This window comes from Pseudomonas sp. ANT_J28, from assembly GCF_008370005.1.
Taxonomy (GTDB): domain Bacteria; phylum Pseudomonadota; class Gammaproteobacteria; order Pseudomonadales; family Pseudomonadaceae; genus Aquipseudomonas; species Aquipseudomonas frigoris.
Genome location: NZ_VOBM01000056.1, coordinates 13,960 through 36,282, shown reverse-complemented (window position 1 = coordinate 36,282; position 22,323 = coordinate 13,960). Strand labels below are relative to the sequence as shown.

Below are 22,323 nucleotides of genomic sequence, written 5' to 3'. Positions count from 1 at the left end.
TTGATCATCTTTACAACTTCCAGCTTGAAGCTGTCGTCGAATACTTTGCGTTTGTCGGTCATGGAGAACTCCTCAATAGGTGTATTTTCCACCTATCGGGGTGTCCGGGGAAATTAGACCACTGCACTTTTCTGCGATTGTTCTGTGCTGGTCTCGGAGTGCCCATGAGCGGAGGGGCGTCCGGGTGGGCGCCCCTTTGTGACGTCAGGACGGTTCAGCATCCATACGTCGCGCAACGACATCCAGCACATCGCATCCATCACGCAAAGGTATGCAGCAAAGCAATGCGAAGTCACTGAGTATTACCGAGTCCGTGGTGATATCGCCACGCATCGCGAGGTTTTCCAGGGTCTGCGTTACCGCGCCAATTCGGTAGCGTGCGGTGCTAAGCAGTGAGTGCAGCGGTTGGGTGGTATTTACATACAGCGAGGGAAGGTCGTCGGCATTGCTGGTTAAAGCCATATATTCGTTCATAAGTGAAGCTCCATTAACTTAAGGGATCTATCACTCCAATTGCATCGGGTCGCCAAACCCGACACGCCATTTTGGCGTTGGGTGGACTATAGGCCTCGTGACAAAAGCGCAGCAATGGACAAGTGTACGGACAATTCCCAGAGTCGTGTAGGACGTTGCTCTTTCGACAGTTTGTCTGGGGAACACCCTTTTTTGCATCAGGAAACCGCAGCACCTGAACCAACGCTGTCGCCCATCAAAGTTTCATAATTCCTGATGGTCTCTCGGCATAGGATGACTACCTAAGGTCACCGCGCTTCCAACCCACAGGAAACTGAAAAATGATCTCGAACCTCTTCAAAGTCTCTCTGATCGCCGGTGCATTGCTGTTGAGCGCCTGTTCGGGTGCAAGCACCCATAGCGAATATTCGGAAGCCACCCTTCCGTCTGCCGGTTTTGGTCCGGGGCCTACTAACAACCCCAATAAGATGAATTTCCATGGCAGTGCGCTCGGCAACAGCTTCGGCGAGTACGGTTCGGGGTTGTTGCACGACGACTAGGGTGTGACGCAACGGAGCGTTATTTCTGCCGTTGCGTGTTCTCCGAGGGGCGACTGCTGCGCAGTCGGACGCAGGCTGCGCCAGCTGCTACATGGATCGAGTAGGTGGCGGTTATTTGGGCTCGGGTGTCGCTATCCATTGGCCCAAAACTTTTTGGTAGTTGCCTGTGACTTTGGCCAGGTGCAACCACTGATCGACGTACAACTTCCAAGTCATGTCATCACGCGGTAGCAAATAAGCCTTTTCGCCATATTGCATGAATTGCTTCGGGTTCACCGCGCACAGACCCGGTTTGAGTTTCTGCTGATAGAGCGCTTCCGAAGCATCGGTGATCATCACGTCAGCCCTCTTGTCCAGCAGTTCCTGGAAGATGGTCACGTTGTCGTGAAGGCGTAATTGCGCCTTGGGTAGAAAGGCGTGAACAAAGGCCTCGTTGGTGCCGCCGGCCGGTTCGACCAGGCGAACCGAAGGCTGGTTGATTTGCTCGACGGTCTGGTACAGCGCCTGATCCTCGCAGCGCACCAGCGGGATTTTGCCGTCGACGTCCAGCGTGGTGCTGAAGAAGGCTTTTTTCTGACGCTCCAGCGTGACCGAGATGCCGCCGACGCCGATGTCGCATTTGCCCGCGAGCATGTCGGGCATCAGGGTTTTCCAGGTGGTCTGCACCCACTCGACTTTGGCGCCCAGGCTGTCGGCCAGCGAACGGGCCATGGCGATGTCGATGCCCGAGTATTCGCCGTCCTCGGCTTTGACGGTATAGGGTTTGTAGTCGCCTGTTGTGCACACGCGCAGTTGGCCCTGTTGGATGACGCTGTCCAAATGCGATTGCTCTGCCTGAGCGCCAAACGATAGAGCAAGCAGGCCACCGAGCATCATTGTGCTTTTTAGGATGTTCATTGTTATCCGGCTTCCATGATGGAGTGGGGGCAGAGAGTACTTACTTTCTGCTGCACCGCTCAACATCATCCTCGCCGGGGCGGACTCAGTGACAGCAGCAACTTGAACCGCCGCAGCCAGATTTTTTCTTTACGCTTTCATGCTTGTCTTCTGTCAGTACGCTTGCTGGATACCCTGCCTCCTTCAGTGCCGATAACAGAACATCGCTCTCGACTTCCCCAGTCACCTTGACCCGACCGGACGCCAGATCGACAGTCACTTCACCCACTCCGGCGAGCGGCTGTAACGCGGCGTTGATGTGTTTGACGCAACTCCCGCAGCTCATGCCTTCGACTTGCAGTTCAGTACTGTTCATTACGTAAACCTCTTTTACTGTGAGTGGCAGGTGGCGTGATGACCGTGGATCGATGGTTGACCCTGCCACGATGGCAAGGTCAAGCGCTTCTTTAAAAACGTTAGTTGCTCATCGGCATCTTCATCATGCTCGACTGCTCATCCATCATTTTCATCATCATGCCCATCATCTGGTCTGAGCGGTCCTTGCCGCCGGACATGCCTTTGCCCATTCCCATGCCTTGGCAATGGTTGTGCATCATGCCCATGCTGTCCTTCATCGTGGCCATGCCTTCTTGCATGGCGGCCTGGCGTTCGGCCGGGGTTTTGGCGGCGATCATTTTTTCGTGGGCCGCCTGCATTTTTTGCATCTGTTCGCTCATGGCCTTGTCTTGCGCGGTGGCGGTGGCGGTGGCGGTGGCCGGTGCGGTTGGCGGTGTGTCGGGGTGATGTTCCTCGACGGCCAGAGCAACCAATGGGCTACTGATGAGCAGTGCGGCGACGAGTGCTTTGAAGGGCGTATGCATGGCAATCTCCAGTGAGTCAGGGACGTACAGGATGTATTGAGCCGCGCTAAAGAGGCGAAGCCAAAGGGGGGCGGCCGGAGTTCCGGGCGCTCGGAGGACGGTGTTGATTGTTGAAGTGAGCGAAGCGCAGGCGTGCTGGCGGCCACAGTGCGAGCACTTGGCGGATCAGCAGCGGTAGGTGAGTGCGGAACCAGAGCATAGTGTGTACTCGATCCGAGGGATTATCTTGAGCTTAGTCCTGAGCAAGAGGCCGTCATTGATCCATATCACGTGATGCCCCTTTACGTTACTCCGCGCTCATTTCCATCTCTGGCCGTCGTCCATGCCCGGCATCTGGCTGTGATCCATGTTCTGCATGTCGTCGGTGGCGGCCATCGCCGAAGAGAGTGTCAGGCTCGCGGTCACGAGTGCCAAAGAGATTGGAGTGAGTCTGGTCTTGGGTGGGCGCCTCATTCTTCCACCCAAACTTCACGGAACGCGAATTTCTCCATGTGGCCGGTGAGGTGCAGTTCGATCGTACGGCTGGGCTCGCGGCCGTCCGGGTCTTCGAAGGTGCTGCGCAGGTCGGAATAGGTCAGGACGCGGCGACCGTGGACCCCCAACCTTTCTCGCTGACGTCGTGGATGAAATCACCCACGGTGGGCTTGTTGTAGTTGTAGTAATCGGACTGTTTTTTCAGCGTCTTCATCAGGCCGACCGTATCTTCATCGGTCCAGTCGGTCAGCATCACCACGTAATCGCGGTCGTACTGGAACGGCTCCGGCTCCTTGGCATCAATCACCAACGGCCCGTAAACGCCTGACTGCTACTGAAAACCCGAATGGCTGTGGTACCAGTAAGTGCCGTTCTGCCGGATCTTGAACTGGTAGACGTACATGCCATCCGGCTCGATGCGGTGAAAACTCAGCCCCGGCACGCCGTCCATGTTGGCCGGCAGCAAGATGCCGTGCCAGTGAATGGAGGTGTCGGCGTTGAGTTTGTTCCTCACCCGCAGCGTCACCGTGTCAGCTTCGCGCCAACGCAGCAGGGGGCCGGGAATACCGCCGTTGATGGTCATTGCGATACGCGGGTTGCCGGTGATGTTGACCGGGGTTTCGCCGATGAGCAGGTCGAAATCGGTGCCCGCCAGTACCTGAGGCTCGCCCGGACTGGTGACCGCCCAGACAGGCGTGCGCCATAACCCGAGGCCGCCGAGGAGCCCGCCCGCGGCCAGCCCCTTCACGAAGGTGCGTCTTGATGTGTTGGAGTATTTATTGGCGTGTATCGGGCGTTAATGCTGCGGCTACGGTGCTGCCACCGCAATTGATATACGAAGACGACTTCAACCAACGCTGATCCGGATAATAAGAAAACAACAACTGCCCATCTTTCATCGAATCAATCAACTTATGCGCAATCGCCGGCCGCACAGCCGGACAACCCAGGCTTCTGCCAATCCGGCCATTCGCTCGGGCAAGAACCGGACTGACATAGGGCGCCCCGTGAATAACGATCGCCCGCTCAAATGCGTTGTCATTGAAGCCCGGTTCCAGTCCTTCCATGCGCAACGAATAACCGTTCTGGCCGACATAGCTCGATTGGGTGCGGTACAAACCAAGGCTGGTGGCAAAGCTTTCATTCTGGTTGGAAAACTTGACCGCCATGTTCTCGCCGCTATTGCGACCGTGGGCAACCAGTTCATGGAACAGCAATTTACGTTTCTTCAGATCGAACACCCACAACCGTTGTTCGGTCGAAGGCAGTGAGTAATCGATGACGGCAAGTCTTTGGACAGGTGCTTTACCTTGGGCCAAGCTGCATTGGGTAGCGCGTACGGCCAGCCCGATGACTTTGGCGTTAGCGCCTGGTGCTGCTTTGAGCAGCGCGGCTTCAAGCGAATCGGCGTAGGCTGCCGGTACCGAAACTGACGTCAGCAGCAGGGCCGTGAATAGGAAACCAAAGCGGTCTCGCGCCATATGTAAGTCTCACATTAATGTTTCGAGTCTAGCAGTGTGCAGGATGCTAGCCGTTGAATACGGGGGCGATTAAGGATTATCCATGGGGCAGTTAACAAGGTTATTCGTCATAAGCCGCATCTTTTTTATGGGCTTTCTGATCAGCGGCGCAGCGATTGCAGAAACTTCGCCGATTGAGGTGATATCTGCAGTCATCAGCAGAACTGGCGCAGCACCTGACGATTACGTCGCTCAAGCGATTCAGGCGGCACTTGAGCCATTGAGTTCAGCGTTTCCACCCTTGCTCACTTCACGCGGCCATCAACGGCTGGATCCGAGTCGCGTGCTCATGGATTTTTACATGCATCGGGGTTATCGCTCGGCCTGGACGAACGACAGCGATGTCATTCAGTTATTGAAAAGCCTGAGCGGCACCCAGGCCGACGGGCTGGACCCTGCGGACTTTCATATTGATGAGTTGGCGAACGCCAGGGCGTCGATGCAGGCAACAGAGCCGACGCTGGCGCAACGGGCGGCGTTCGATATCGCGGCCACCCGGACCTTTATCACGGCGCTGCTGCAATTACGGCGCGGCAAGGTTGACCCTTCGCGTCTGGACATCCATTGGAATTTCGACCCTGTGGGCGCCGATCCTCGTGGAGACATGAATAACTTGTTCGCCGCGCTCAATGCTCATGACGTGGCGCGCGCTTTCGCCGAAGCACCGCCACAAGAGGCGGTTTACCGCAGCCTGCGCGTGGGCCTGGCGCAACTGCGCAAGGTTCGGGACGCTGGCGGCTGGCCGAAGATTGCCGAAGGCCAATCCCTCAAGCCAGGCATGGATGGCGCCTCTGTCGCGCAGTTGCGAGCACGCTTGGTGGCGGGTGGTTATCTGACCCCATCAAAGAAGCAACGCACTGATTACGACGACAGCGTCGCCGCGGCGGTGAAAAAGTATCAAACCGAGCAATACCTGGGGGCGGATGGCGTGGCGGGGGGCGCGACACTGGCTGCGTTGAATGTGCCCGTAGAGGCGCGGATAGACCAGGTTCGGGTGAACATGGAGCGCGCGCGTTGGTTGCTGTACAAACTTCAGGGCACTTTTGTCATCGTTGATATTGCGGGTTACAAGGTGGCGCTTTATCGCGACGGTAAGGCGATATGGCGTTCCCGGGTTCAGGTCGGCAAGCCGTTTCGCAGTACGCCTGTGTTTCAAGCCGAGATTACTTATGTAACGTTCAACCCCACCTGGACCGTGCCACCGACCATCCTCGTCCAAGACATGCTGCCGAAGATTCATAGAGATCCTGGCTACCTTGCCGCCAACCGTATAAGAGCCCTTGATCGAGAGGGGAATGTGCTCGATCCGTCGACCGTCGACTGGGATAACGCGCGCGGTATCACGCTGCGACAGGATGCCGGGCCAGATAATTCGCTGGGGCAGGTGGTCATTCGGTTTCCCAATGACTATTCGATTTACCTCCACGACACGCCGCATCGCGAGTTGTTTGCTCAATCGCGCCGTGCCACCAGTTCAGGCTGCATACGGGTGGAGAACCCGCTGCAGTTGGTGGAACTGCTGTTCAACGACCCGGTTCGTTGGAATAGCGCCGGGATACAGGCCCAGTTGGCTAACGGCAAGACCGAAAACATCCGGCTTCCCGTCAAGGTGCCGGTGCTGTTGGCTTACTGGACGGTGGACCTGAGTAACGATGGTCGAGTGATATTTAAACCCGATGTATACGGATACGATTCCGCGGTACTGCGGGGATTGAACCTGCCTTCGGAGCTATCCATTCTGGATGTGCGACGAGCAGGAACTTCCGCTGTGGCGACGGGGCAAAACCGGCAATGGCCGTGAAGGAAGCGGGACTTGCAGGTCATTGATGCACCTAAGATGCAAGCGCTCTGCGTCAACCTTTGCGCCCTGTCGCAGATTCCGGGGTTGGTGAAGCCAAAAGGTTGGCTCACCCGTTGAAAACTATCACAATGCAAAAATAGTTACTGATCATCGATGTAAAGGGATAGGAAATTGAAGATGGATGTTGCGCAAAAAAAACCGTCACTCAACACAGGTATGCTTGATGTGCATGACTTCGATGAGTGCCGCAACATCCAAAAAGGTGCCGTGTTTATCATCGCCTCGGGGGCGTCCGCTAAAGATTTTCCACTGGAAAAGTTTGCAGACGTTCCGATGATCACGATGAACGGCGCCATTACCATGTTCTCCGGGACAGGTATCAAGCCGTTCTTTTATGCCTGTACGGATCAAGGCTTTTCCGAACAGCAACCCGAATTGTTTTCAGAGGCCATGCGCATCAGTCAGCGGGTTGCACTGTGGCAAGAGCACATCTGGCATACGACGGTAGCGCCTGAGGGCGAACTGTATTTACTCGGCCGAGCGCCCAAGCTCTCCTGGACGGACTTGGTTTTCAGGGCCGATAAAGAACTGGTCAGAAGTCGCAAGCTCGGAAATGGACGCAATAGAACCCTTGGTTTCAGCAAGAACCTTAAACGCGGTTTTTTTGATGCCCGTACGGTGGCTTATCTGGCTTTGCAGATTGCCTATCACGTGGGCTTTACCAAGGTGTTTTTGGTAGGCGTCGACTTGAATCAGTCTGTGAGTCGTTTTTACGAAGAGGCCGACACGTTAACGTCGCCATGTCTGCTCGATCAGCATTTTTATACGAGAATCCTGCCGTCGTTCGAGATCTTGTCGAAGTACGTCGTGGATGATGATTTTCAGGTCTACAACCTGTCCAGTTCCTCAAGAATTCCGGGTGAACTTATTCCCCGAGTGACGCTGGATGAGATCGACAAGATTATCTAAAAGATGTTTGGGCTTTATTGAAATGGGCGCACTCGGGGCGCCCATTTTTGTGTGTGTTATTTATCGACCGTCAATCGTTCGGCACTTGCGTCGGATCTGCAAATAAGCGTCGCCTAAGCTTTGATTTATCCGGACATTCTTCCGGTACTTACACGGAAGGGGTGGCATGACTTTATTAAAGTTCGGCGTGTGGATCCTGATGGTCTGTTTGGCAGGCTGCGCAACCAGCAATAGTTATGAACCTCCACCGGTTCCGGCCTCAGCGATGACGCTAGACGATGGGCAAATTCATAGCACGTTAGTGGGTAAGAAGTTTTATGGAACCACCCGGCAGGGCAGTCACCCCTACGCGATCAGGTTTCTACCCAATGATATTGATGTGTTCGAGATGGCGCCCAACGCGCCGGAAAAAGAACGGTAGACTCTGAAAGACGGTGTTGTTTGCGTCATACCTAATGGGTACCCAACCGAGTGCAGCCAAGTGAAGGTTGCCAATAATGAGTATTGGTTCGTCGACCCAAAGAATAGGAGCGTCAACGCACACCTGAAGCTCACGCCTTGATGGTGATTCTCGTGAAGGAATGGGCGTTTGTGGTACGCCCATTCTTTGTGATCATGCCTGGCCCAGTTCCTCGCGCAAAAACTCCCGATTCGGAGGCCGCCATCTCCGCTCGCACGGAATTGGCGGCGTGCTTTCAATTGGCGGCGCTGCACGGTTTGGAGGAGGGCATCTGCAACCACTTTTCCGCCATGGTACCGGTTCGGGATGATCTGTTTTTCGTGAACTCCTACGGCTACGCGTTCGAAGAAGTCACCGCTGACAACCTGCTGGTGCGATTTTCAGGGCAACGTCGTGGTGGACGAAGACTACAACGGTCTGGCGCTCGACGAGTCTGAAGGCGACCGGATTGCCAGCGTCATGGGCGATGCCGACATTCTGTTTTTGAAGAACCACGGAGTGATCGTCGCCGATGCGGCGACTAGCCAAAGGACATTTGCCCCATCCCCCCCCCGTAGACTAAGCTCACAAAAAATAAGGGTTTTGGGGTGTTGCCCATGCCTTACCCTTACAGGACGCGCTTTTGCCTATCCCTCTTCACGATCCGCACAACGCCACCGGCGTCACGTTGAAACGGCTACCTCTGCGCAAAGCAGCGGTGCTGTTTATTGCGGTCGTGTGCCTGAGCCTGTGCGGTTTGCTGTACCTGCAACTGGAACAGTCACGCCGGCATGACCTGGCCTTGGCGCAAGTGGCGTCTTCAAACCTGACGCGGGCCATGGCGCAGCAGGCCGAAGACACCTTCATGCAAGCCGATCTGGTGCTGACCAGTCTGACAGACTGGATTCAGGCTGACGGTTTCGGCGCGCCTCAAAAGCCACGCATGCAGAAAACATTCGCCCGGCGGGTGCAGGCGCTGAATCAATTGCACGGGATATTTCTGTTCGACCAGAAGGGGCAGTGGATCGTTAGCTCTTTCGAGAATCTGCCACGTGGCCCGGGTGTGGCGGATCGCGAGTACTTCAAGTTTCACCAACAGAACGTCTCGCCCCTGGCGCACATCGGGCCAGCGATTCGCAGTCGGGAAAATGGCGAGTGGATCATCCCGATATCCAAACGGGTGAACGACAAGAATGGCAATTTCCAGGGCGTGTTGTTGGCCGGTATCAAGATGGCGTACTTCGATCAGTTCTTCAAAAGCTTCAGCATTGATGAGAACGGTTCGATGTTTTTGGGATTGACCGACGGAACGCTACTGGCGCGACGGCCGTTTGTGGAGTCGTTGATTGGCACATCACTGGCCAAGAGCGAAATCTTCGAGAAATTGCTGCCCAACGCGCCTTCCGGTAACGCGATGTTCCGCTCGCTGGTCGATGGTGTTGTGCGGTTGTATGGCTACCGTCAGCTCGACTCTTATCCGCTGGTCGTGTCTGCCGCCTCGTCCAGGGATTCGATTCTCAAGGATTGGAACGACACGGCGTTTCGCTCCACGGTCATCGTTGCCCTGGTGGTGCTGGGCGTGGGGCTGTTCGGTTGGATGTTCCTTTATCAGGTGCGTGTCGGCGAACGGGTCGAGGCGGATTTGCGCACGGCGAAGGAAGCGCTGAAGCTGATCGCGACCCACGACAGCCTGACCGGCCTGGGCAATCGCCGGCTGTTCGAGGGAGCGCTGGACATCGAGTTCGGCCGAGGCGCCCGGCAGTCGAGTTCGCTGAGCCTGATCATGCTCGATATCGATTACTTCAAGCGCTACAACGACGCTTACGGCCACGTGGCGGGGGACCATTGCCTGGCTGAAGTGGCGCGGGCGGTGAAGGGATGCTGCCATCGAAAAGCCGATTTGGCCGTGCGGTACGGCGGTGAGGAGTTTGCGGTATTGCTGCCCGACACCGACATTCACGGCGCGATGGTGATTGCCGAGCAGATCCGCCGCAGCGTCATGGACAAGAACATCATCCATAGCGGTTCACCCTCGGGCTTTGTGACGGTCAGTCTGGGTTGTTATTCGTTTGTACCGACGGGGCGGGACAGCATGGAAGTGTTCATCGAACGTGCGGACGCGGCGCTGTATCAAGCCAAGCATTCGGGGCGAAACCGCTCGGCGGTGCTGTCGATGGAGGGCGGTGTCGAGGCACTGCTGCGTTCGGATCGTTGAGGTGTCTCTCGAGGTTGTTTCACCCGCGCAACACCCCGGCCAACCGGCTGTCTGCCTGTCAGATCCTCTTCAATTGATCGTCTAGAGTTGCGGTAACGCTGCCGATCCCGGCAGGTCTCCCCACCGCACGGATGATCGTCAGAATGTTGATTACTCAAGCATTGACAGCCGTTGCTCTAACCGTTGCAGCCTGCGCCATCTTTCCGCTCGCGAGCCATGCTCAATCGAAAGTCACAGCCGAAGAAGCACACGCCATCGGCGTGGATGCCTACCTTTATTTTTACCCGTTGTTGACCATGGACATCACCCGCAAGCAATTCACCAACATCGAACCGGGCAAGGAATTCGGTAAAGGTCCGATGAATATGTTTGTCAGCGTGCCGCAGTATCCACCTGCCGATTTCAAAGGGGTGGTGCGCTCGAACTTCGACACCTTGTATTCCATTGCCTGGCTGGATTTGACCAAAGAACCGCTGGTGATCGCAGCGCCCGATACGGCCGGGCGTTTTTACTTGCTACCGATGCTCGACATGTGGACCGATGTATTCGCCTCACCAGGCTGGCGCACCACGGGCACCCAAGCGGGGCAGTTTCTGGTGACACCGCCGGGCTGGACCGGGACGGTACCTGTGGGATTGAACCATCTGCCGGCGCCTACGCCCTTTGTCTGGGTCATTGGTCGCACCCAGACCGACGGCGCCGCGGACTACGCGGCCGTGCACAAAATTCAGGCTGGCTACACCGTGACACCGCTGTCCCGACTGGGTAAAAGCCCCGAGCCGGTCAGCGTGAACATTGACCCGGTCGTGGACATGAAGACCCCGCCCAAGATCCAGGTCGACTCAATGTCGGCGGCCGACTACTTCGCCTACGCCGCCGAATTGCTCAAAGTGCACCCTGCACACATCAGTGATCAACCGATCCTGGCGCAGATGAAGCGTATCGGTATCGAACCCGGAACATCCTTCGACATGGATGCGCTGGACCCGGAAATCAAAGCAGCGCTTCGGACCGTGCCCGAGGACGCGCAGACGCTGATGACGTGGAAGGTTCCAACCCTCGCTCGCGTGGTCAACGGCTGGTCGATGAACACCGACACCATGGGCGTCTACGGCAACTACTACCTCAAGCGCGCGATCGTCACGCAACTCGGGCTCGGCGCCAACTTGCCCGAGGATGCGATTTATCCGCTGAACATCGGCGATGTCGAAGGCAAACCACTCGATGGCGCGAACAAGTACGTGCTGCATTTCAACAAGGGTGAAATGCCGCCGGTAAACGCTTTCTGGTCGATCACCTTGTACGACCCTGAAGGATTCCAGGTCGGTAATGCGCTCAACCGTTTTGCATTCAGTAGCTGGATGCCGTTCAAGACGAACGCCGATGGTTCGCTGGACATCTACTTCCAACACGAAAACCCCGGCAAGGGCCTTGAAGCCAATTGGCTGCCGGCACCGAAGGGAGGGTTCAACCTGACCATGCGTTTGTATGGGCCCAAGCCCGAGGTTTTGAACGGCAAGTGGAACCCGCCACCGGTCAAGCCAGCCTAGTCCCGCGTTTCAGGCCAAAAAGCAGCCGACGATCATCGGCTGCTTTTACGCGTCCAGCTGCCCGTCCCGCCGCCGGCACCGCCCGTTCCACCGCCCGCCGCGCCCGTGCCACCCCCCGCGCCAGAGCCGCTGTTCCCGGCATTGCCACCATTTCCGCTACCCGACGAGCCCGATCCGCTATTGCCGCCGTTAGCGTTATGGTCGCTCGAGGGTTGGCCAGGGTTATTGTTGGGCGCCATTGTCAAGCCGCTGACTGAACCCGATTGGGGACCGGTCGCATCAGCGCCATCGCCTGAGGCTGAAAAAATGCCAACGGACAGGGCGGACAGCACTCCAGCCAGTAACAGCGAAGTCATTTTGATGGTCATCATGGTGCGTCTCCAAGATGAGTCGTTACCTGATGTTGGTGTGAAGGACAGGGCACTTGCGTCCGTCCGGCATGATCCGTTCGTGGCGCACGATGCCTTCCAGTATGTCCATCTGCAGGCATTCTCGGCATCAAAAGGTACGCGGGCGATCCGTGCAATTACAGGGCAGCGGCCGTCCATTGGCAATGGTCGTGTAATCGGTTCTTCATTAGCGGCAATGGCTTGCGTTATCCAGGCGCCAAGGCCCAGCATGGCTGCTATGTTCAGTAAGCGTTCGGCGAGTGCCCGGGTAAAAAAGCATTGCGAGCGTCGCATCCCGATCAGGCAATCGATTGACAGGATAAGTGCATGGATATGACCGCCGTTACCACCGTCACAGCTCCCCGTCATACGCCGATAACCCGTAACCTGGTGTTTGTCGTCGGATTGCTGTTTGTTCTGGGTGTGCTGATCGCTCTGTTGGCCTTGTTCAACATTGCCGGGCGGCTGGACGCCCAGGACCTGTCCAAAACCACGTTCTACACCCATCGCGCGCTGGAAAACCGCATCACCGCCTCGAAAAGCTACGTCGCCAGTTATGCAAACTGGACGTCCGCCTACGACCATTTGAACGGCAAGGTCGATGTGCAATGGGCCTACGTCGAGCAGAACCTGGGCAAAACCTTGTTCAGCATCGATCACTACGATGGCGTCTTCGTGGTCGATCATCAGCAAACCAAATATTCAGTGGTGCGCGGGCTTCAGGTGCAGGAGGCTGCGACCACCTATCTTTCGGCATCAATGGCGACGCTGATAGAGGCAGTCCAGAGTCAGGAAAGCCTCATTGAACCCGTCAGCCAGTTCACGCTGTTCGAGGGCAAGCCGGCATTGCTGACGGCTGCCGCGATCGTTCCCAATGACGAAAGGCCGGCGGTCGATCCTCAAAGCACCTCGGTGCTGGTATTCGTCGACCAGTTAAGCCCTGACAAGCTCAGCGCCTTGAGCGCCGATTACGGCTTGCATGATTTAAACCTGGCACCTGATGACGCCATCTCGCCCGGCAGGCCAGCCGTGGCACTGGCGAACACCGGCTACAGCCTGGTTTCCCGACTTGAGCAGCCGGGTCACCAGTTACTCTGGTCGCTGCTGCCGCCATTGGGCGGTGCGCTGTTGGTGCTGGCGTTGTTAACGGCTTATTTCTTCCGGTATGTCTTACGCACGTCCGGGCATGTGGATGCCAGCTACACCAGCCTCGATTTATCGAACCAGGCGCTGGAGGCCAGTGAAGAGCGTTTTCGTGCCGTGGCTGAGGCCGCTTCCGACTGGATCTGGGAAATCGACGACAAGCATTGCATCTCTTATCTGTCAGGACGTTTCGCCACCGTCACCGGTTTTTCCGATCAGCAATGGATAGGGCAGGACATCGGGCAACTGCTCAATTGCGATACGCTGCCCTTGTCGCTGTGGCTGCATAAGCTCAATGAAGAACAGCCCGTCAGCCATTTGCGCTGCTCCTATCGCGATCAGTCGGGACAACAGCGTATTTGCCGGGTTTCGGCACGACCGATCCATCGCAAGGGCGCGGTGGTGGGCTATCGCGGAACGGCCAGCGACATCACCGATGAAGTCGCCGCCCATGCCCAGATCCAGCATCTGTCGTTGCACGATGCCCTGACGGGGCTGCCGAATCGCAACAAGCTGGCGCGTTACCTCGACGAGGCCCTGGCGCAGAAAGGGCATTCGGCGGCGCTGGCGCTGTTGATGATCGATCTGGATAACTTCAAGCCGATCAACGATTCCCTCGGTCACCCGGCTGGCGACGCCGTGCTGCTGGAAGTGGCCACCCGATTGCGCGAGTGCACGCGGGACATCGATCTGGTGGCTCGGCTCGGTGGTGATGAGTTTGTGCTGGTGCTCAACGGCATGGACAGCCACGCCGAAATCGACCGGTTCTGCGAGCGTTTGCTCGAGAGCCTTCAGCAGCCGATTCATTACGAGCATCACGCGCTGCACATCGGCGCGAGCATCGGTGTCGCCTTGAGTCGGCGTCAGGGTCACATTCCCAATGAGCTGATCCGGTGTGCCGACATTGCGCTGTATCAGGCTAAATCCAACGGCAAGAAGACCTGGTGCTACTTTGCGCCGCACATGAACGATCAGATCCAGCACCGCCGGCAACTGGAAAACGACCTGCGCCGGGCGATCAAGAACAACGAGTTCGTGATGCATTACCAGCCGCGCTACAACTTGAGCGGCAAGCAGGTGGTTTCGGTGGAAGCGTTGCTGCGCTGGCAGCATCCGGAGCAGGGACTGCTGAGCCCCGACGAGTTTATCCCTTTGGCCGAGCAGACTGACCTGATCGTGCCTTTGGGGCGCTGGGTGTTGCGCGAAGCCTGTGAGACGGCCCTGACCTGGCCCGGTGCGTTGATGGTGTCGGTCAATTTGTCGCCTGTTCAATTTGCCCGCAGCGATGTGGTGGAGGACGTCAGGGAGGCATTGATCCAGACCCGTTTACCGGCCAGTCGTCTGGAGCTGGAAATCACCGAAAACGTGATGCTCATCGATGTGGATGGCGCGTTGGCAACCATGAATGCGCTCAAGGAACTGGGCGTGCGGTTGAACATGGACGACTTCGGTACCGGCTATTCGTCCCTGGGTTACTTGCGCACGTACCCGTTCGACGGGATCAAGATCGACAAGCGTTTCATCTCGTCCATGAGTGGCGGCGGCAATGACCGCGCCGTGGTGCAGGCGATCATCAACCTGGGCAAAGCCATGGGCCTGACCGTGACGGCAGAGGGCGTCGAGACCCTGGAGCAACTGGACTTCCTGATCTCGGACCAGTGCAATGAGGTGCAGGGTTTCTACTTGAGTCGGCCTATGGAAAAGCAGGCGCTACTGCCATTGCTCAAGGCGTCGCATGACGAGTTCCCAGTGTAGGGGCGAGCGTTGGAACATGAAGAACCTGAAAATCGCGACATTCAACGTCAACGGCATGCGCGCCCGACTGCCCAACTTGCTGGCCTGGCTTGCACGAGAGCAGCCAGACATCGCCTGTTTACAAGAGCTCAAGTCGGTCGACAGTGCTTTCCCAGCCGCCGAGCTTGAGGCCGCTGGCTACGGCGCGATCTGGCAAGGTCAGTCTTCGTGGAACGGCGTGGCGATTCTGGCGCGGGATGCTCAGCCGCTGGAGAGTCGTCGAGGCCTGCCGGGTGATGACAGCGACACCCACAGCCGGTATCTGGAGGCCGCCGTGCACGGGATTCTGGTGGGCTGCCTGTACCTGCCCAATGGCAACCCGCAGCCGGGGCCGAAGTTCGATTACAAGCTGGCGTGGTTCGAACGACTGATCCACTACGCGCAGACTCTTCAGGCCAGTGAGCATCCCGTGGTGCTGGCCGGTGACTACAACGTGGTGCTCACCGACCTTGACATCTACAACCCGCGATCCTGGCTGAAGGATGCGTTGCTGCAACCTGAAAGCCGCGAGTGTTATCAGCGCCTGCTGGCCCAGGGCTGGACCGATTCCTTGCGCCATCTGTATCCGGAGGATCGGCTCTATACCTTCTGGGATTATTTTCGCCAGCACTGGCAAAAGAACTCAGGGCTGCGCATCGATCATCTGTTGCTTAACCCGGCGGTGAGTCCTTATCTGCAGGAGGCCGGAGTCGATGCCTGGGTTCGCAACGAGCCCCACGCGAGTGATCATGCACCGACGTGGATTCGGTTGAGTTCGCGCAAGCGGCGTTGATCTTTACGTGTGCGCCGATTGGCTAAATCAATTGTCAGTCGAGCCGCTTTATCCCTTATACATGGCGCCCATCGGCGGAGAAATCCGCGGCCCCCTGCATAAGGACTGAGCAATGAGCGAGCCACACCTGAGCAATCTTGCGTTGTACCTGCAACGCCTGGGCTTCGACGCGCCTCCGGCGCCGACCCTGGAAACCCTGCGCCAACTTCAACTGCGCCACACCGGCGCCTTCCCGTTCGAAAACCTCAGCACGTTGTCGGGTCAGCCGGTGCTTATTGACTTGCCGTCCATCGAGCAAAAGGTCCTGCATGACGGTCGCGGTGGTTACTGCTACGAACTCAACAACCTGTTCCTGGCCTTGCTCCAGGCACTGGGCTTCGACGCTCGCGGCATCACCGGCCGAGTGGTCATGGGCCAACCCGAAGGCGCATGGACCGCCCGTACACACCGCTTGAGCCTGGTAACCCTGGACGGCGTTCGCTACATCACTGACGTCGGCTTCGGCGGCATGGTGCCCACGGCACCGCTGATGCTCGATACCCCGGCCGAACAGCTCACCCCCCACGAACCCTATCGCATCGAACAGCACGAGGATGGCTACACCCTGCGCGCCAACGTCGCCGGCGAATGGCGGGCGATGTACATTTTCGATTTGCAGCGCCAGGAAGACATCGATTACGCCGTTGGCAACTGGTACGTCTCGACCCACCCCGAATCGTCGTTCGCCAGGCAGCTGATGGTGGCGCGCACCGGCGAAGGGTGGCGCCGCACGCTGAACAACGGCAGTTTTGCGATTCATCGGATTGGCAGTGAGACTGAGCGGCGGCAGGTGACTGATGTGGATGAATTGATGGATTTGTTGCGCAGTGAGTTCGGTATTCGGGTGCCGCGGGAGACGGCGTTGCGCCGGGTTATTGAAGGGCTTATTCAACAACCCTGAGCCTCACAGCTGCAGTCCCTCCTGCACCACCGAAAGCAGATTGTCTTCGGTCATGGCAATCGCGTCCGGCTGTTGCCCGGGTTGATCGATCGCCTGCAGCCACCACTGTGTCTCGCCGTGTTCGTTCACGGTTCGCAGCATCGAAAGAGCCTTTGCCTGGGTGCGGATTTCGACCCGTCCGGCACCATCCTCAGTGAAACGAGCGACGGGGTCGAAGGTGATGCTGTGGTGGTTGCCTTCAATCAGTAACTGGTCGATGGCGTAGTCGTAGCTCGCCCCTTCGGGATGACGCTCGAAGACGTGCGTAGGCACTCGCCGGATGTTCAGCCCGGCTTCGCTGAGCGGCGCCAGCCAGGTTTCGATGAGGTGGTACAGGTCGTAAACCTGCGCAGGCCAGCTGTCTATTTGGTGATCTGCACAGAGTGTCTCGTCGGCGCTGGACTGCTGGGTTTGCTTCAGTTTCGCGGCGAGTTGGTCAGCCTTGCTCATGTCGATGTCCTATCGTGGTCTCAGTGAGAGCGTACCTCTATCAAGGTAGTGCACGTCTTGCCTTGCGTCATGTTGCCGGGAGATTTTGACTTCAAGGGGCTGCCGGTTAAGAGTCTCGCTGGCTCGCGTTTTAACGAATATCCCGCCGCCACGTTCCGCTCTTGGGATGAAAGCGCCTGCACGCCACACCCAGTCTCGGGTAAATCCAGGGAATGCCGAACTGGCGAATCGTGAAGTAAAACCGGTAATCGACCAGGCCGGCGAAGGTCGCGAAAAAGTGTACCTCGTCCAGCCATACCAGCTCTGCCAGATAGTACGAGCTGTACAGGCATCCGACGAGGTGTTCGCCCAATACGCTTTGAAGGTCTTTACTGATCAGCGAAAAGCACACGGCTTCTTCAAAGGGGCAATCGAAGTCGGTCACCAACAGATAGCCGGACGCGGTTTCGTATTGGCGCAGCAGCGTGCGACCAGAAATGACCAGCGCTGAGCGGTGGCCGTCGATGATCACCGGTGATGTGTCGGGGCTCGGGTCGTCGGGGTCTTCAGGCCGCCAAAGGGTAAATCGCTCCACGGTGTTCATGGTCGTGAGAGGGCCCGGGATGTTGCGTCACGCTGGATTTTCTGGACTCGGCGCCACGCCCAGTGGGTGATCAGCCCGACTGCCGCGCCATCGATTAGCCAGAACATCCACAGCAACCGCCATTTAGGGTGAAGACAGACCAGTCCGGCGATCGCCACCCCAGCCAACACGCCAGTCACCCAGTTGGCGTAACCCTTGGCGCTGAGCCAGGCGTACAGCGGCGTGAAACCCACGAGCACGGGCACCACGCCAAAGAACACGCCACCGACCAAAAAAGGCAAAAAGACGCCGACGCCAACCCAGAGGCCAATCTCCAGATCAGGGGAATCCATGGCATAGGGCAGGGCAATGGCCAGGGCTTGCACGGCGACCACGGTGCAAAACGCGCCAAAGGTCAGGGGCAGGATCTGGGTAAGGTGTTCGAGTGCTGAGCGATCATTCAAGGTGGCGGCTTCCATGTCCGTAATTGTCCGCCAGGGTGCGGAGCGGCAGAGTTTATCAGGGAAGCTGCGGCGCAAGTCTCCGGTGTGAAATGGCCATGTGTCCATAATCTGACTGGCGAGTTGTATACAACTCTATAGACATTTGTCCTGAGTCTTGCATACAGTGTGCGCATAACAAAAACCAGGGAACCCCCTAATCATGAAAACGCCCCATGTTTCACACCAACGGCCTGAGGACGAAAATCTCGGGATCGGCGCGAATATGGCTTACGGCCTGCAACACGTTCTGACCATGTACGGCGGCATCGTCGCGGTGCCTTTGATCATCGGCCAGGCGGCCGGGCTCTCGCCGGCGGACATCGGTTTGTTGATTGCTGCTTCACTGTTTGCGGGGGGCTTGGCGACATTGCTGCAAACGCTGGGTTTGCCGTTTTTCGGCTGCCAATTGCCGCTGGTACAGGGCGTGTCGTTCTCTGGTGTCGCGACGATGGTGGCGATTGTCAGCAGCGGCGGGGAGGGCGGGTTTCAATCGATTCTCGGGGCGGTGATTGCCGCGTCGTTGATCGGCCTGCTGATCACGCCGGTGTTCTCGCGAATCACCAAGTTTTTCCCGCCGCTGGTCACGGGCATTGTGATCACCACCATCGGCCTGACGCTGATGCCAGTCGCTGCACGCTGGGCCATGGGCGGTAACAGTCATGCCCCGGACTTCGGCAGCATGGCGAACATCGGTCTGGCGGCGGTGACGCTGGCGCTGGTGCTGCTGTTGAGCAAGATCGGCAGCGCGACCATCTCCCGGTTGTCGATTCTGTTGGCGATGGTTATAGGCACGGTGATTGCGGTGTTCCTCGGCATGGCAGACTTCTCATCTGTCACTCAAGGCCCGATGTTTGGCTTCCCGACGCCGTTCCACTTTGGCATGCCGACCTTCCACTTCGCCGCGATCCTGTCGATGTGCATCGTGGTCATGGTAACCCTGGTGGAAACCTCGGCCGACATCCTCGCGGTGGGTGAAATCATCGGTACCAAGGTCGACTCCAAACGCCTGGGCAACGGCCTGCGCGCCGACATGCTGTCGAGCATGATCGCGCCGATCTTCGGCTCCTTCACCCAAAGCGCGTTCGCCCAGAACGTCGGGCTGGTGGCGGTGACCGGGATCAAGAGCCGCTTTGTGGTGGCTACTGGCGGGTTGTTTCTGGTGATCCTCGGTTTGCTGCCGTTTATGGGCCGTGTCATCGCCGCTGTACCGACTTCTGTCCTCGGCGGCGCCGGTATCGTGCTGTTCGGCACCGTGGCGGCCAGCGGTATTCGTACGCTGTCCAAGGTCGACTACCGCAACAACGTCAACCTGATCATCGTCGCCACCTCCATCGGCTTCGGCATGATCCCCATCGCTGCGCCGAACTTCTACGACCACTTTCCAAGCTGGTTCGCCACGATCTTCCACTCGGGCATCAGCTCGTCGGCGATCATGGCCATCGTGCTGAACCTAGCCTTCAACCACCTCACTGCCGGTAACTCCGATCAGCAGTCGGTGTTCGCGGCCGGTACTGAGCGCGTCCTGTGTTATCAGGACCTGGCAGCGTTGCGCGAGGGGGACTATTTCAGCGAAGGCAAACTGCGTGACTGCGACGGGAATGAGATTCCGGTGGTGGAGGCGGACCATGGACCGGCGGAACCGCGCTCGGTGCCTGCGAAAAGCAGTGAGCATGTCTGACTGCACTCAAGGGCGGATCGAGAGGCAGGTTGACACTCGCTCCAGTCATGATTGAAGATCTGAACCGAGGTCTGCAATTGCGCATCCTTGGGCTTGGCCCCCCACCTAGTTGGCAGCAGAGAAGCTGGCTCCCTCTGAAGTAGTGACGACTGGCATGCCGGTCGGATTCTGAACCCAAGGTCATTGGTGGTCTGGAGCTAAAGAATCGCTGCGACTACTCCTCGAAATATTCAAAAGGCGTCCTTCTAGGGCGCCTTTTTTATTGCCTGGAATCTGGTTTGGCAATGGTGCCGACCAAGGTGCCTTCAGCACGTCTCTTGGGATACCAGGTCACGACGTAGTAACCGAAACCACGACGCTCGTTCCTCGGCTCGAGAATGAGTGAGCCGGTGGGGTTTTTGAGTACGGCGACTGAGGGCGCGTTCGCGCTAGTTCGATCGCAGCCGTTTTAATCAGCATGTTCAACGCTGCCTTCGAGGCACGATAGGCATACCAGCCGCCCAAACAGTTATCGCCGATACTGCCAACCTTGGCGGAGAGCACCGCCATCGCGCCACGAGGGTCAAGCAAGGGCAGAAAGGGTGATGTGCTGAATGGCGTCGGCAATGCCTTCCGCGACAGCCAGGGAAAAGCACATCTGCTTTCTGATATTTGCGTTCACCGAGGTGGCTCTCTGTCTGCCGGCAACCAAGTGGGCGACAGCGTGCAATGCCCCTATCACGGTTGGCGTCTTGGCGCGCATGGCATCTGCACTCACATTCCGGCACAGCCGCACCTGCGCATTCCGGCGAAGGCTCGGATCGACGCGTATCCGACATTGGAGCGCTATGGTTGGATCTGGGCTTTTTTGGGTGACCTGCCGGCGCCAGGACGGCCACCTCTACCGACGCTGGACTGGGTCGAAGATTCAGCTGTAAGCGTGGTATCCGGTCATTTCGATTGGGAGGCAAGTTGGGATCGTGTGATCGAAAACGGCCTCGATTTTGCGTATGCACCGTTTGTACATGGCTCGTTTCATCTGTCCGGCCCGTGCGCGACGCTGAAGCTCGAGCTACCGAATGGCTGGCGAATCTACATCGTCTCGGCTCACGTCCCCATCGACGCTAACCGCACACGAACCTGGTGGATGGTGGGAAGAACATTTCTCCGATCTCGACTACTTGATCGAAGGTTTGTTGCCAGCAATATTCGGATATTCGAGCAAGATCATGCCGTGCTCAAAAACGTGCGTCCCGAGCGAGTGCCGGAGTCATGGCAGCAGGAGGTTTCGTTGAAATCCGATGCGCTTCAGATTTCCTTCCGAAAAAGAGTGCAGGCGCTGGAGCAGCGAGGCTGGCGGATTGATGACGAGCGTCTGGCTCGAGAGTTTACGGGACGCAAGGCATGCGCTGTACCCAGCCCCGAGCGTCGTAATATTCGTTCCTGGGCGATTGAGCCTATTCCGGTCGTAGACATCACACACGAACACGAATAGCGCTGCGCGCGGCGGATTATTCGTAACCGTCCGGCCAGTACCCACTCCTGAGATCCTCCAAAATTAGCAAAAATAGTGTCCATCATTTTTTAGTGGACGCTATCTTGGATATCATTGCCCCAGCCCGTCGACCCGGTCGCCGCCCCAACTTCCCGCCAGAGTTCAAACGCAAAGTTGTCGAAGCCACGTTCCAGTCTGGCGCCTCCGTGTCGTTGATCGCTCGCGAACATGACGTCAATGCCAACCTGGTGTTTCGCTGGCGGCAGCAATATCAAGAGGGCTTGTTCGGCCCGGTCAGCCAGAGTGCAACGCTTTTGCCTGTCCAGGTGATCGAGGTGCCAATAGATTTACCGCAAGTCATTCAGTCACCGCCAGAGTGTCATTCCGTGATCGTTGTTGAGGCGGGAAAAGCCAAGCTGCGCATCACTGGCACGCCAGATCCGCAGACGCTGCAAGCCGTCTTGCAGCAGTTACTGCGATGATTGCCCCGCCCGCTGGAACCCGCATCTGGATCGCTGCCGGTGTCACGGACATGCGCCGTGGCTTCGATGGGTTGGCGGCATTGGTGCAGACTCAGCTTGAAGCCGATCCGTTCTCCGGTCAGATCTTTGCTTTTCGCGGACGGCGCGGTGACCGGATCAAATTGCTATGGTGGGACGGCGACGGGTTGTGTCTGTTTTGCAAACGGTTGGAACAAGGACGCTTCGTCTGGCCGCAAGCAACCAGCGGCAGCGTGTCGCTGACGGCTGCGCAGTTGTCGATGCTGTTGGAAGGCATTGATTGGCGCAGGCCAATTCGTACAGCACCCGTCCTCGCGGTCTGACTTGCCACGCTGAAAAAA

General features: G+C 57.7%; 24 protein-coding genes and 3 pseudogenes. 14 read left to right on the top strand and 13 right to left on the bottom strand.

Annotation, left to right across the window (positions count from 1 at the left end):
• Nucleotides 1-204: 204 nt before the first annotated feature.
• Nucleotides 205-474 carry a short-chain dehydrogenase gene (locus FQ187_RS27295; RefSeq protein ID WP_149631849.1) on the bottom strand — a complete coding sequence of 90 codons (270 nt, stop codon included), beginning with the start codon at nt 472-474 and terminating at the stop codon, nt 205-207.
• Nucleotides 475-794: 320 nt separating this feature from the next.
• Here FQ187_RS27295 and FQ187_RS27290 point away from each other — a divergent pair, with 320 nt between their 5' ends.
• Nucleotides 795-1,013, top strand: a complete 219-nt coding sequence (locus tag FQ187_RS27290; RefSeq protein WP_149631848.1) for a hypothetical protein — start codon at nt 795-797, stop codon at nt 1,011-1,013.
• Nucleotides 1,014-1,124: 111 nt separating this feature from the next.
• On the opposite strand, the gene FQ187_RS27285 is transcribed toward FQ187_RS27290, so the two are convergent.
• The 7 genes and pseudogenes from FQ187_RS27285 to FQ187_RS27265 all read right to left on the bottom strand — a co-directional run bounded on the left by FQ187_RS27285 (nt 1,125) and on the right by FQ187_RS27265 (nt 4,725).
• The gene (locus tag FQ187_RS27285) at nt 1,125-1,910 is read right to left on the bottom strand and encodes a transporter substrate-binding domain-containing protein (protein ID WP_149631847.1); all 786 of its coding nucleotides are present in this window, start codon (nt 1,908-1,910) and stop codon (nt 1,125-1,127) included.
• 85 nt (nt 1,911-1,995) lie between these two features.
• Nucleotides 1,996-2,265, bottom strand: coding sequence for a heavy-metal-associated domain-containing protein (locus tag FQ187_RS27280; protein ID WP_149631846.1), 270 nt, complete (start codon nt 2,263-2,265; stop codon nt 1,996-1,998).
• A gap of 100 nt (nt 2,266-2,365) precedes the next feature.
• Nucleotides 2,366-2,770 carry a hypothetical protein gene (locus FQ187_RS27275; protein WP_149631845.1) on the bottom strand — a complete coding sequence of 135 codons (405 nt, stop codon included), beginning with the start codon at nt 2,768-2,770 and terminating at the stop codon, nt 2,366-2,368.
• A 297-nt stretch (nt 2,771-3,067) separates the two neighbouring features.
• On the bottom strand, nt 3,068-3,223 hold the full coding sequence (locus FQ187_RS30070; RefSeq protein WP_178122777.1) for a hypothetical protein: 156 nt from the start codon (nt 3,221-3,223) through the stop codon (nt 3,068-3,070).
• Nucleotides 3,220-3,372, bottom strand: coding sequence for a hypothetical protein (locus FQ187_RS30065; protein WP_178122776.1), 153 nt, complete (start codon nt 3,370-3,372; stop codon nt 3,220-3,222). Before FQ187_RS30065 ends, FQ187_RS30070 begins: the two co-directional genes overlap by 4 nt.
• A pseudogene (locus tag FQ187_RS27270) lies at nt 3,354-4,034 on the bottom strand (multicopper oxidase domain-containing protein); the annotation flags it as partial. The gene FQ187_RS30065 and the pseudogene FQ187_RS27270, both read right to left, overlap by 19 nt.
• A complete protein-coding gene (locus FQ187_RS27265; RefSeq protein ID WP_149631844.1) occupies nt 4,021-4,725 on the bottom strand; it encodes a murein L,D-transpeptidase catalytic domain family protein in 705 nt (234 codons plus the stop codon). The gene FQ187_RS27265 and the pseudogene FQ187_RS27270, both read right to left, overlap by 14 nt.
• 82 nt (nt 4,726-4,807) lie before the next feature.
• Between FQ187_RS27265 and FQ187_RS27260 the strand changes: the two genes are divergently transcribed.
• The 6 genes and pseudogenes from FQ187_RS27260 (at nt 4,808) to FQ187_RS27235 (ending at nt 11,738) form a co-directional block, all read left to right on the top strand.
• Nucleotides 4,808-6,565 (top strand): murein L,D-transpeptidase, encoded by a 1,758-nt coding sequence (locus tag FQ187_RS27260; protein ID WP_149631843.1) that lies wholly within the window; start codon nt 4,808-4,810, stop codon nt 6,563-6,565.
• A 177-nt stretch (nt 6,566-6,742) separates the two neighbouring features.
• Nucleotides 6,743-7,534, top strand: coding sequence for a lipopolysaccharide biosynthesis protein (locus FQ187_RS27255; protein WP_256667460.1), 792 nt, complete (start codon nt 6,743-6,745; stop codon nt 7,532-7,534).
• Nucleotides 7,535-7,700: 166 nt separating this feature from the next.
• Nucleotides 7,701-7,955, top strand: coding sequence for a hypothetical protein (locus FQ187_RS30625; protein WP_256667459.1), 255 nt, complete (start codon nt 7,701-7,703; stop codon nt 7,953-7,955).
• Nucleotides 7,956-8,149: 194 nt separating this feature from the next.
• Nucleotides 8,150-8,504, top strand: a pseudogene (locus FQ187_RS27245) (class II aldolase/adducin family protein); the annotation flags it as partial.
• A 112-nt stretch (nt 8,505-8,616) separates the two neighbouring features.
• On the top strand, nt 8,617-10,188 hold the full coding sequence (locus FQ187_RS27240) for a GGDEF domain-containing protein (protein ID WP_149631842.1): 1,572 nt from the start codon (nt 8,617-8,619) through the stop codon (nt 10,186-10,188).
• Nucleotides 10,189-10,331: 143 nt separating this feature from the next.
• Nucleotides 10,332-11,738, top strand: a complete 1,407-nt coding sequence (locus FQ187_RS27235; protein WP_149631841.1) for a DUF1254 domain-containing protein — start codon at nt 10,332-10,334, stop codon at nt 11,736-11,738.
• 32 nt (nt 11,739-11,770) lie between these two features.
• Here the strand turns inward: FQ187_RS27235 and FQ187_RS30620 are convergent, their stop codons facing one another.
• Entirely contained in the window at nt 11,771-12,094 is a 324-nt protein-coding gene (locus FQ187_RS30620; RefSeq protein WP_256667462.1) for a hypothetical protein, read from the bottom strand.
• A gap of 360 nt (nt 12,095-12,454) precedes the next feature.
• On the opposite strand from FQ187_RS30620, the gene FQ187_RS27225 reads away from it, so the two are divergent.
• The 3 genes from FQ187_RS27225 to FQ187_RS27215 all read left to right on the top strand — a co-directional run bounded on the left by FQ187_RS27225 (nt 12,455) and on the right by FQ187_RS27215 (nt 16,776).
• Entirely contained in the window at nt 12,455-15,025 is a 2,571-nt protein-coding gene (locus tag FQ187_RS27225) for an EAL domain-containing protein (protein ID WP_149631839.1), read from the top strand.
• A 16-nt stretch (nt 15,026-15,041) separates the two neighbouring features.
• Nucleotides 15,042-15,836: an exodeoxyribonuclease III gene (locus FQ187_RS27220; RefSeq protein WP_149631838.1), complete on the top strand. Its 795-nt coding sequence runs from the start codon at nt 15,042-15,044 to the stop codon at nt 15,834-15,836.
• Between the two features lie 112 nt (nt 15,837-15,948).
• Entirely contained in the window at nt 15,949-16,776 is an 828-nt protein-coding gene (locus tag FQ187_RS27215; protein WP_149631837.1) for an arylamine N-acetyltransferase, read from the top strand.
• A gap of 3 nt (nt 16,777-16,779) precedes the next feature.
• Here the strand turns inward: FQ187_RS27215 and FQ187_RS27210 are convergent, their stop codons facing one another.
• The 3 genes from FQ187_RS27210 to FQ187_RS27200 all read right to left on the bottom strand — a co-directional run bounded on the left by FQ187_RS27210 (nt 16,780) and on the right by FQ187_RS27200 (nt 18,306).
• The gene (locus tag FQ187_RS27210) at nt 16,780-17,265 is read right to left on the bottom strand and encodes a hypothetical protein (RefSeq protein WP_149631836.1); all 486 of its coding nucleotides are present in this window, start codon (nt 17,263-17,265) and stop codon (nt 16,780-16,782) included.
• A gap of 130 nt (nt 17,266-17,395) precedes the next feature.
• On the bottom strand, nt 17,396-17,848 hold the full coding sequence (locus FQ187_RS27205; RefSeq protein WP_134421716.1) for a hypothetical protein: 453 nt from the start codon (nt 17,846-17,848) through the stop codon (nt 17,396-17,398).
• On the bottom strand, nt 17,845-18,306 hold the full coding sequence (locus FQ187_RS27200; RefSeq protein ID WP_129442983.1) for a hypothetical protein: 462 nt from the start codon (nt 18,304-18,306) through the stop codon (nt 17,845-17,847). Before FQ187_RS27200 ends, FQ187_RS27205 begins: the two co-directional genes overlap by 4 nt.
• Before the next feature lie 184 nt (nt 18,307-18,490).
• Here FQ187_RS27200 and FQ187_RS27195 point away from each other — a divergent pair, with 184 nt between their 5' ends.
• Entirely contained in the window at nt 18,491-20,008 is a 1,518-nt protein-coding gene (locus FQ187_RS27195) for a nucleobase:cation symporter-2 family protein (protein WP_149631835.1), read from the top strand.
• A 408-nt stretch (nt 20,009-20,416) separates the two neighbouring features.
• On the opposite strand, the pseudogene FQ187_RS30615 reads toward FQ187_RS27195, so the two are convergent.
• Nucleotides 20,417-20,587: pseudogene (locus FQ187_RS30615) on the bottom strand (short-chain dehydrogenase); the annotation flags it as partial.
• A gap of 7 nt (nt 20,588-20,594) precedes the next feature.
• On the opposite strand from FQ187_RS30615, the gene FQ187_RS27185 reads away from it, so the two are divergent.
• The 3 genes from FQ187_RS27185 (at nt 20,595) to tnpB (ending at nt 22,305) form a co-directional block, all read left to right on the top strand.
• Nucleotides 20,595-21,482, top strand: a complete 888-nt coding sequence (locus FQ187_RS27185) for a Rieske 2Fe-2S domain-containing protein (protein ID WP_256667458.1) — start codon at nt 20,595-20,597, stop codon at nt 21,480-21,482.
• 104 nt (nt 21,483-21,586) lie between these two features.
• Nucleotides 21,587-21,964, top strand: a complete 378-nt coding sequence (locus FQ187_RS27180) for a transposase (RefSeq protein WP_057978966.1) — start codon at nt 21,587-21,589, stop codon at nt 21,962-21,964.
• On the top strand, nt 21,961-22,305 hold the full coding sequence (gene tnpB / locus FQ187_RS27175; protein WP_020723502.1) for an IS66 family insertion sequence element accessory protein TnpB: 345 nt from the start codon (nt 21,961-21,963) through the stop codon (nt 22,303-22,305). The genes FQ187_RS27180 and tnpB overlap by 4 nt, the downstream gene beginning before the upstream one ends.
• Nucleotides 22,306-22,323: the final 18 nt, after the last annotated feature.

Excerpts from the sequence above, each read along its gene's own strand:
- FQ187_RS27255 (WP_256667460.1), top strand. The coding sequence starts at position 6,743 with ATGGATGTTGCGCAAAAAAAACCGTCACTCAACACAGGTATGCTTGAT.
- FQ187_RS30625 (WP_256667459.1), top strand. The coding sequence starts at position 7,701 with ATGACTTTATTAAAGTTCGGCGTGTGGATCCTGATGGTCTGTTTGGCA.
- FQ187_RS27205 (WP_134421716.1), bottom strand. The coding sequence starts at position 17,848 with ATGAACACCGTGGAGCGATTTACCCTTTGGCGGCCTGAAGACCCCGAC.
- FQ187_RS27295 (WP_149631849.1), bottom strand. The coding sequence starts at position 474 with ATGAACGAATATATGGCTTTAACCAGCAATGCCGACGACCTTCCCTCG.
- FQ187_RS27210 (WP_149631836.1), bottom strand. The coding sequence starts at position 17,265 with ATGAGCAAGGCTGACCAACTCGCCGCGAAACTGAAGCAAACCCAGCAG.
- FQ187_RS27200 (WP_129442983.1), bottom strand. The coding sequence starts at position 18,306 with ATGGAAGCCGCCACCTTGAATGATCGCTCAGCACTCGAACACCTTACC.
- FQ187_RS30070 (WP_178122777.1), bottom strand. The coding sequence starts at position 3,223 with ATGAGGCGCCCACCCAAGACCAGACTCACTCCAATCTCTTTGGCACTC.
- FQ187_RS27225 (WP_149631839.1), top strand. The coding sequence starts at position 12,455 with ATGGATATGACCGCCGTTACCACCGTCACAGCTCCCCGTCATACGCCG.
- tnpB (WP_020723502.1), top strand. The coding sequence starts at position 21,961 with ATGATTGCCCCGCCCGCTGGAACCCGCATCTGGATCGCTGCCGGTGTC.
- FQ187_RS27195 (WP_149631835.1), top strand. The coding sequence starts at position 18,491 with ATGAAAACGCCCCATGTTTCACACCAACGGCCTGAGGACGAAAATCTC.
- FQ187_RS27280 (WP_149631846.1), bottom strand. The coding sequence starts at position 2,265 with ATGAACAGTACTGAACTGCAAGTCGAAGGCATGAGCTGCGGGAGTTGC.
- FQ187_RS27215 (WP_149631837.1), top strand. The coding sequence starts at position 15,949 with ATGAGCGAGCCACACCTGAGCAATCTTGCGTTGTACCTGCAACGCCTG.
- FQ187_RS27275 (WP_149631845.1), bottom strand. The coding sequence starts at position 2,770 with ATGCATACGCCCTTCAAAGCACTCGTCGCCGCACTGCTCATCAGTAGC.
- FQ187_RS27260 (WP_149631843.1), top strand. The coding sequence starts at position 4,808 with ATGGGGCAGTTAACAAGGTTATTCGTCATAAGCCGCATCTTTTTTATG.
- FQ187_RS30620 (WP_256667462.1), bottom strand. The coding sequence starts at position 12,094 with ATGACTTCGCTGTTACTGGCTGGAGTGCTGTCCGCCCTGTCCGTTGGC.
- FQ187_RS27265 (WP_149631844.1), bottom strand. The coding sequence starts at position 4,725 with ATGGCGCGAGACCGCTTTGGTTTCCTATTCACGGCCCTGCTGCTGACG.
- FQ187_RS27285 (WP_149631847.1), bottom strand. The coding sequence starts at position 1,910 with ATGAACATCCTAAAAAGCACAATGATGCTCGGTGGCCTGCTTGCTCTA.
- FQ187_RS27220 (WP_149631838.1), top strand. The coding sequence starts at position 15,042 with ATGAAGAACCTGAAAATCGCGACATTCAACGTCAACGGCATGCGCGCC.
- FQ187_RS27290 (WP_149631848.1), top strand. The coding sequence starts at position 795 with ATGATCTCGAACCTCTTCAAAGTCTCTCTGATCGCCGGTGCATTGCTG.
- FQ187_RS27235 (WP_149631841.1), top strand. The coding sequence starts at position 10,332 with ATGTTGATTACTCAAGCATTGACAGCCGTTGCTCTAACCGTTGCAGCC.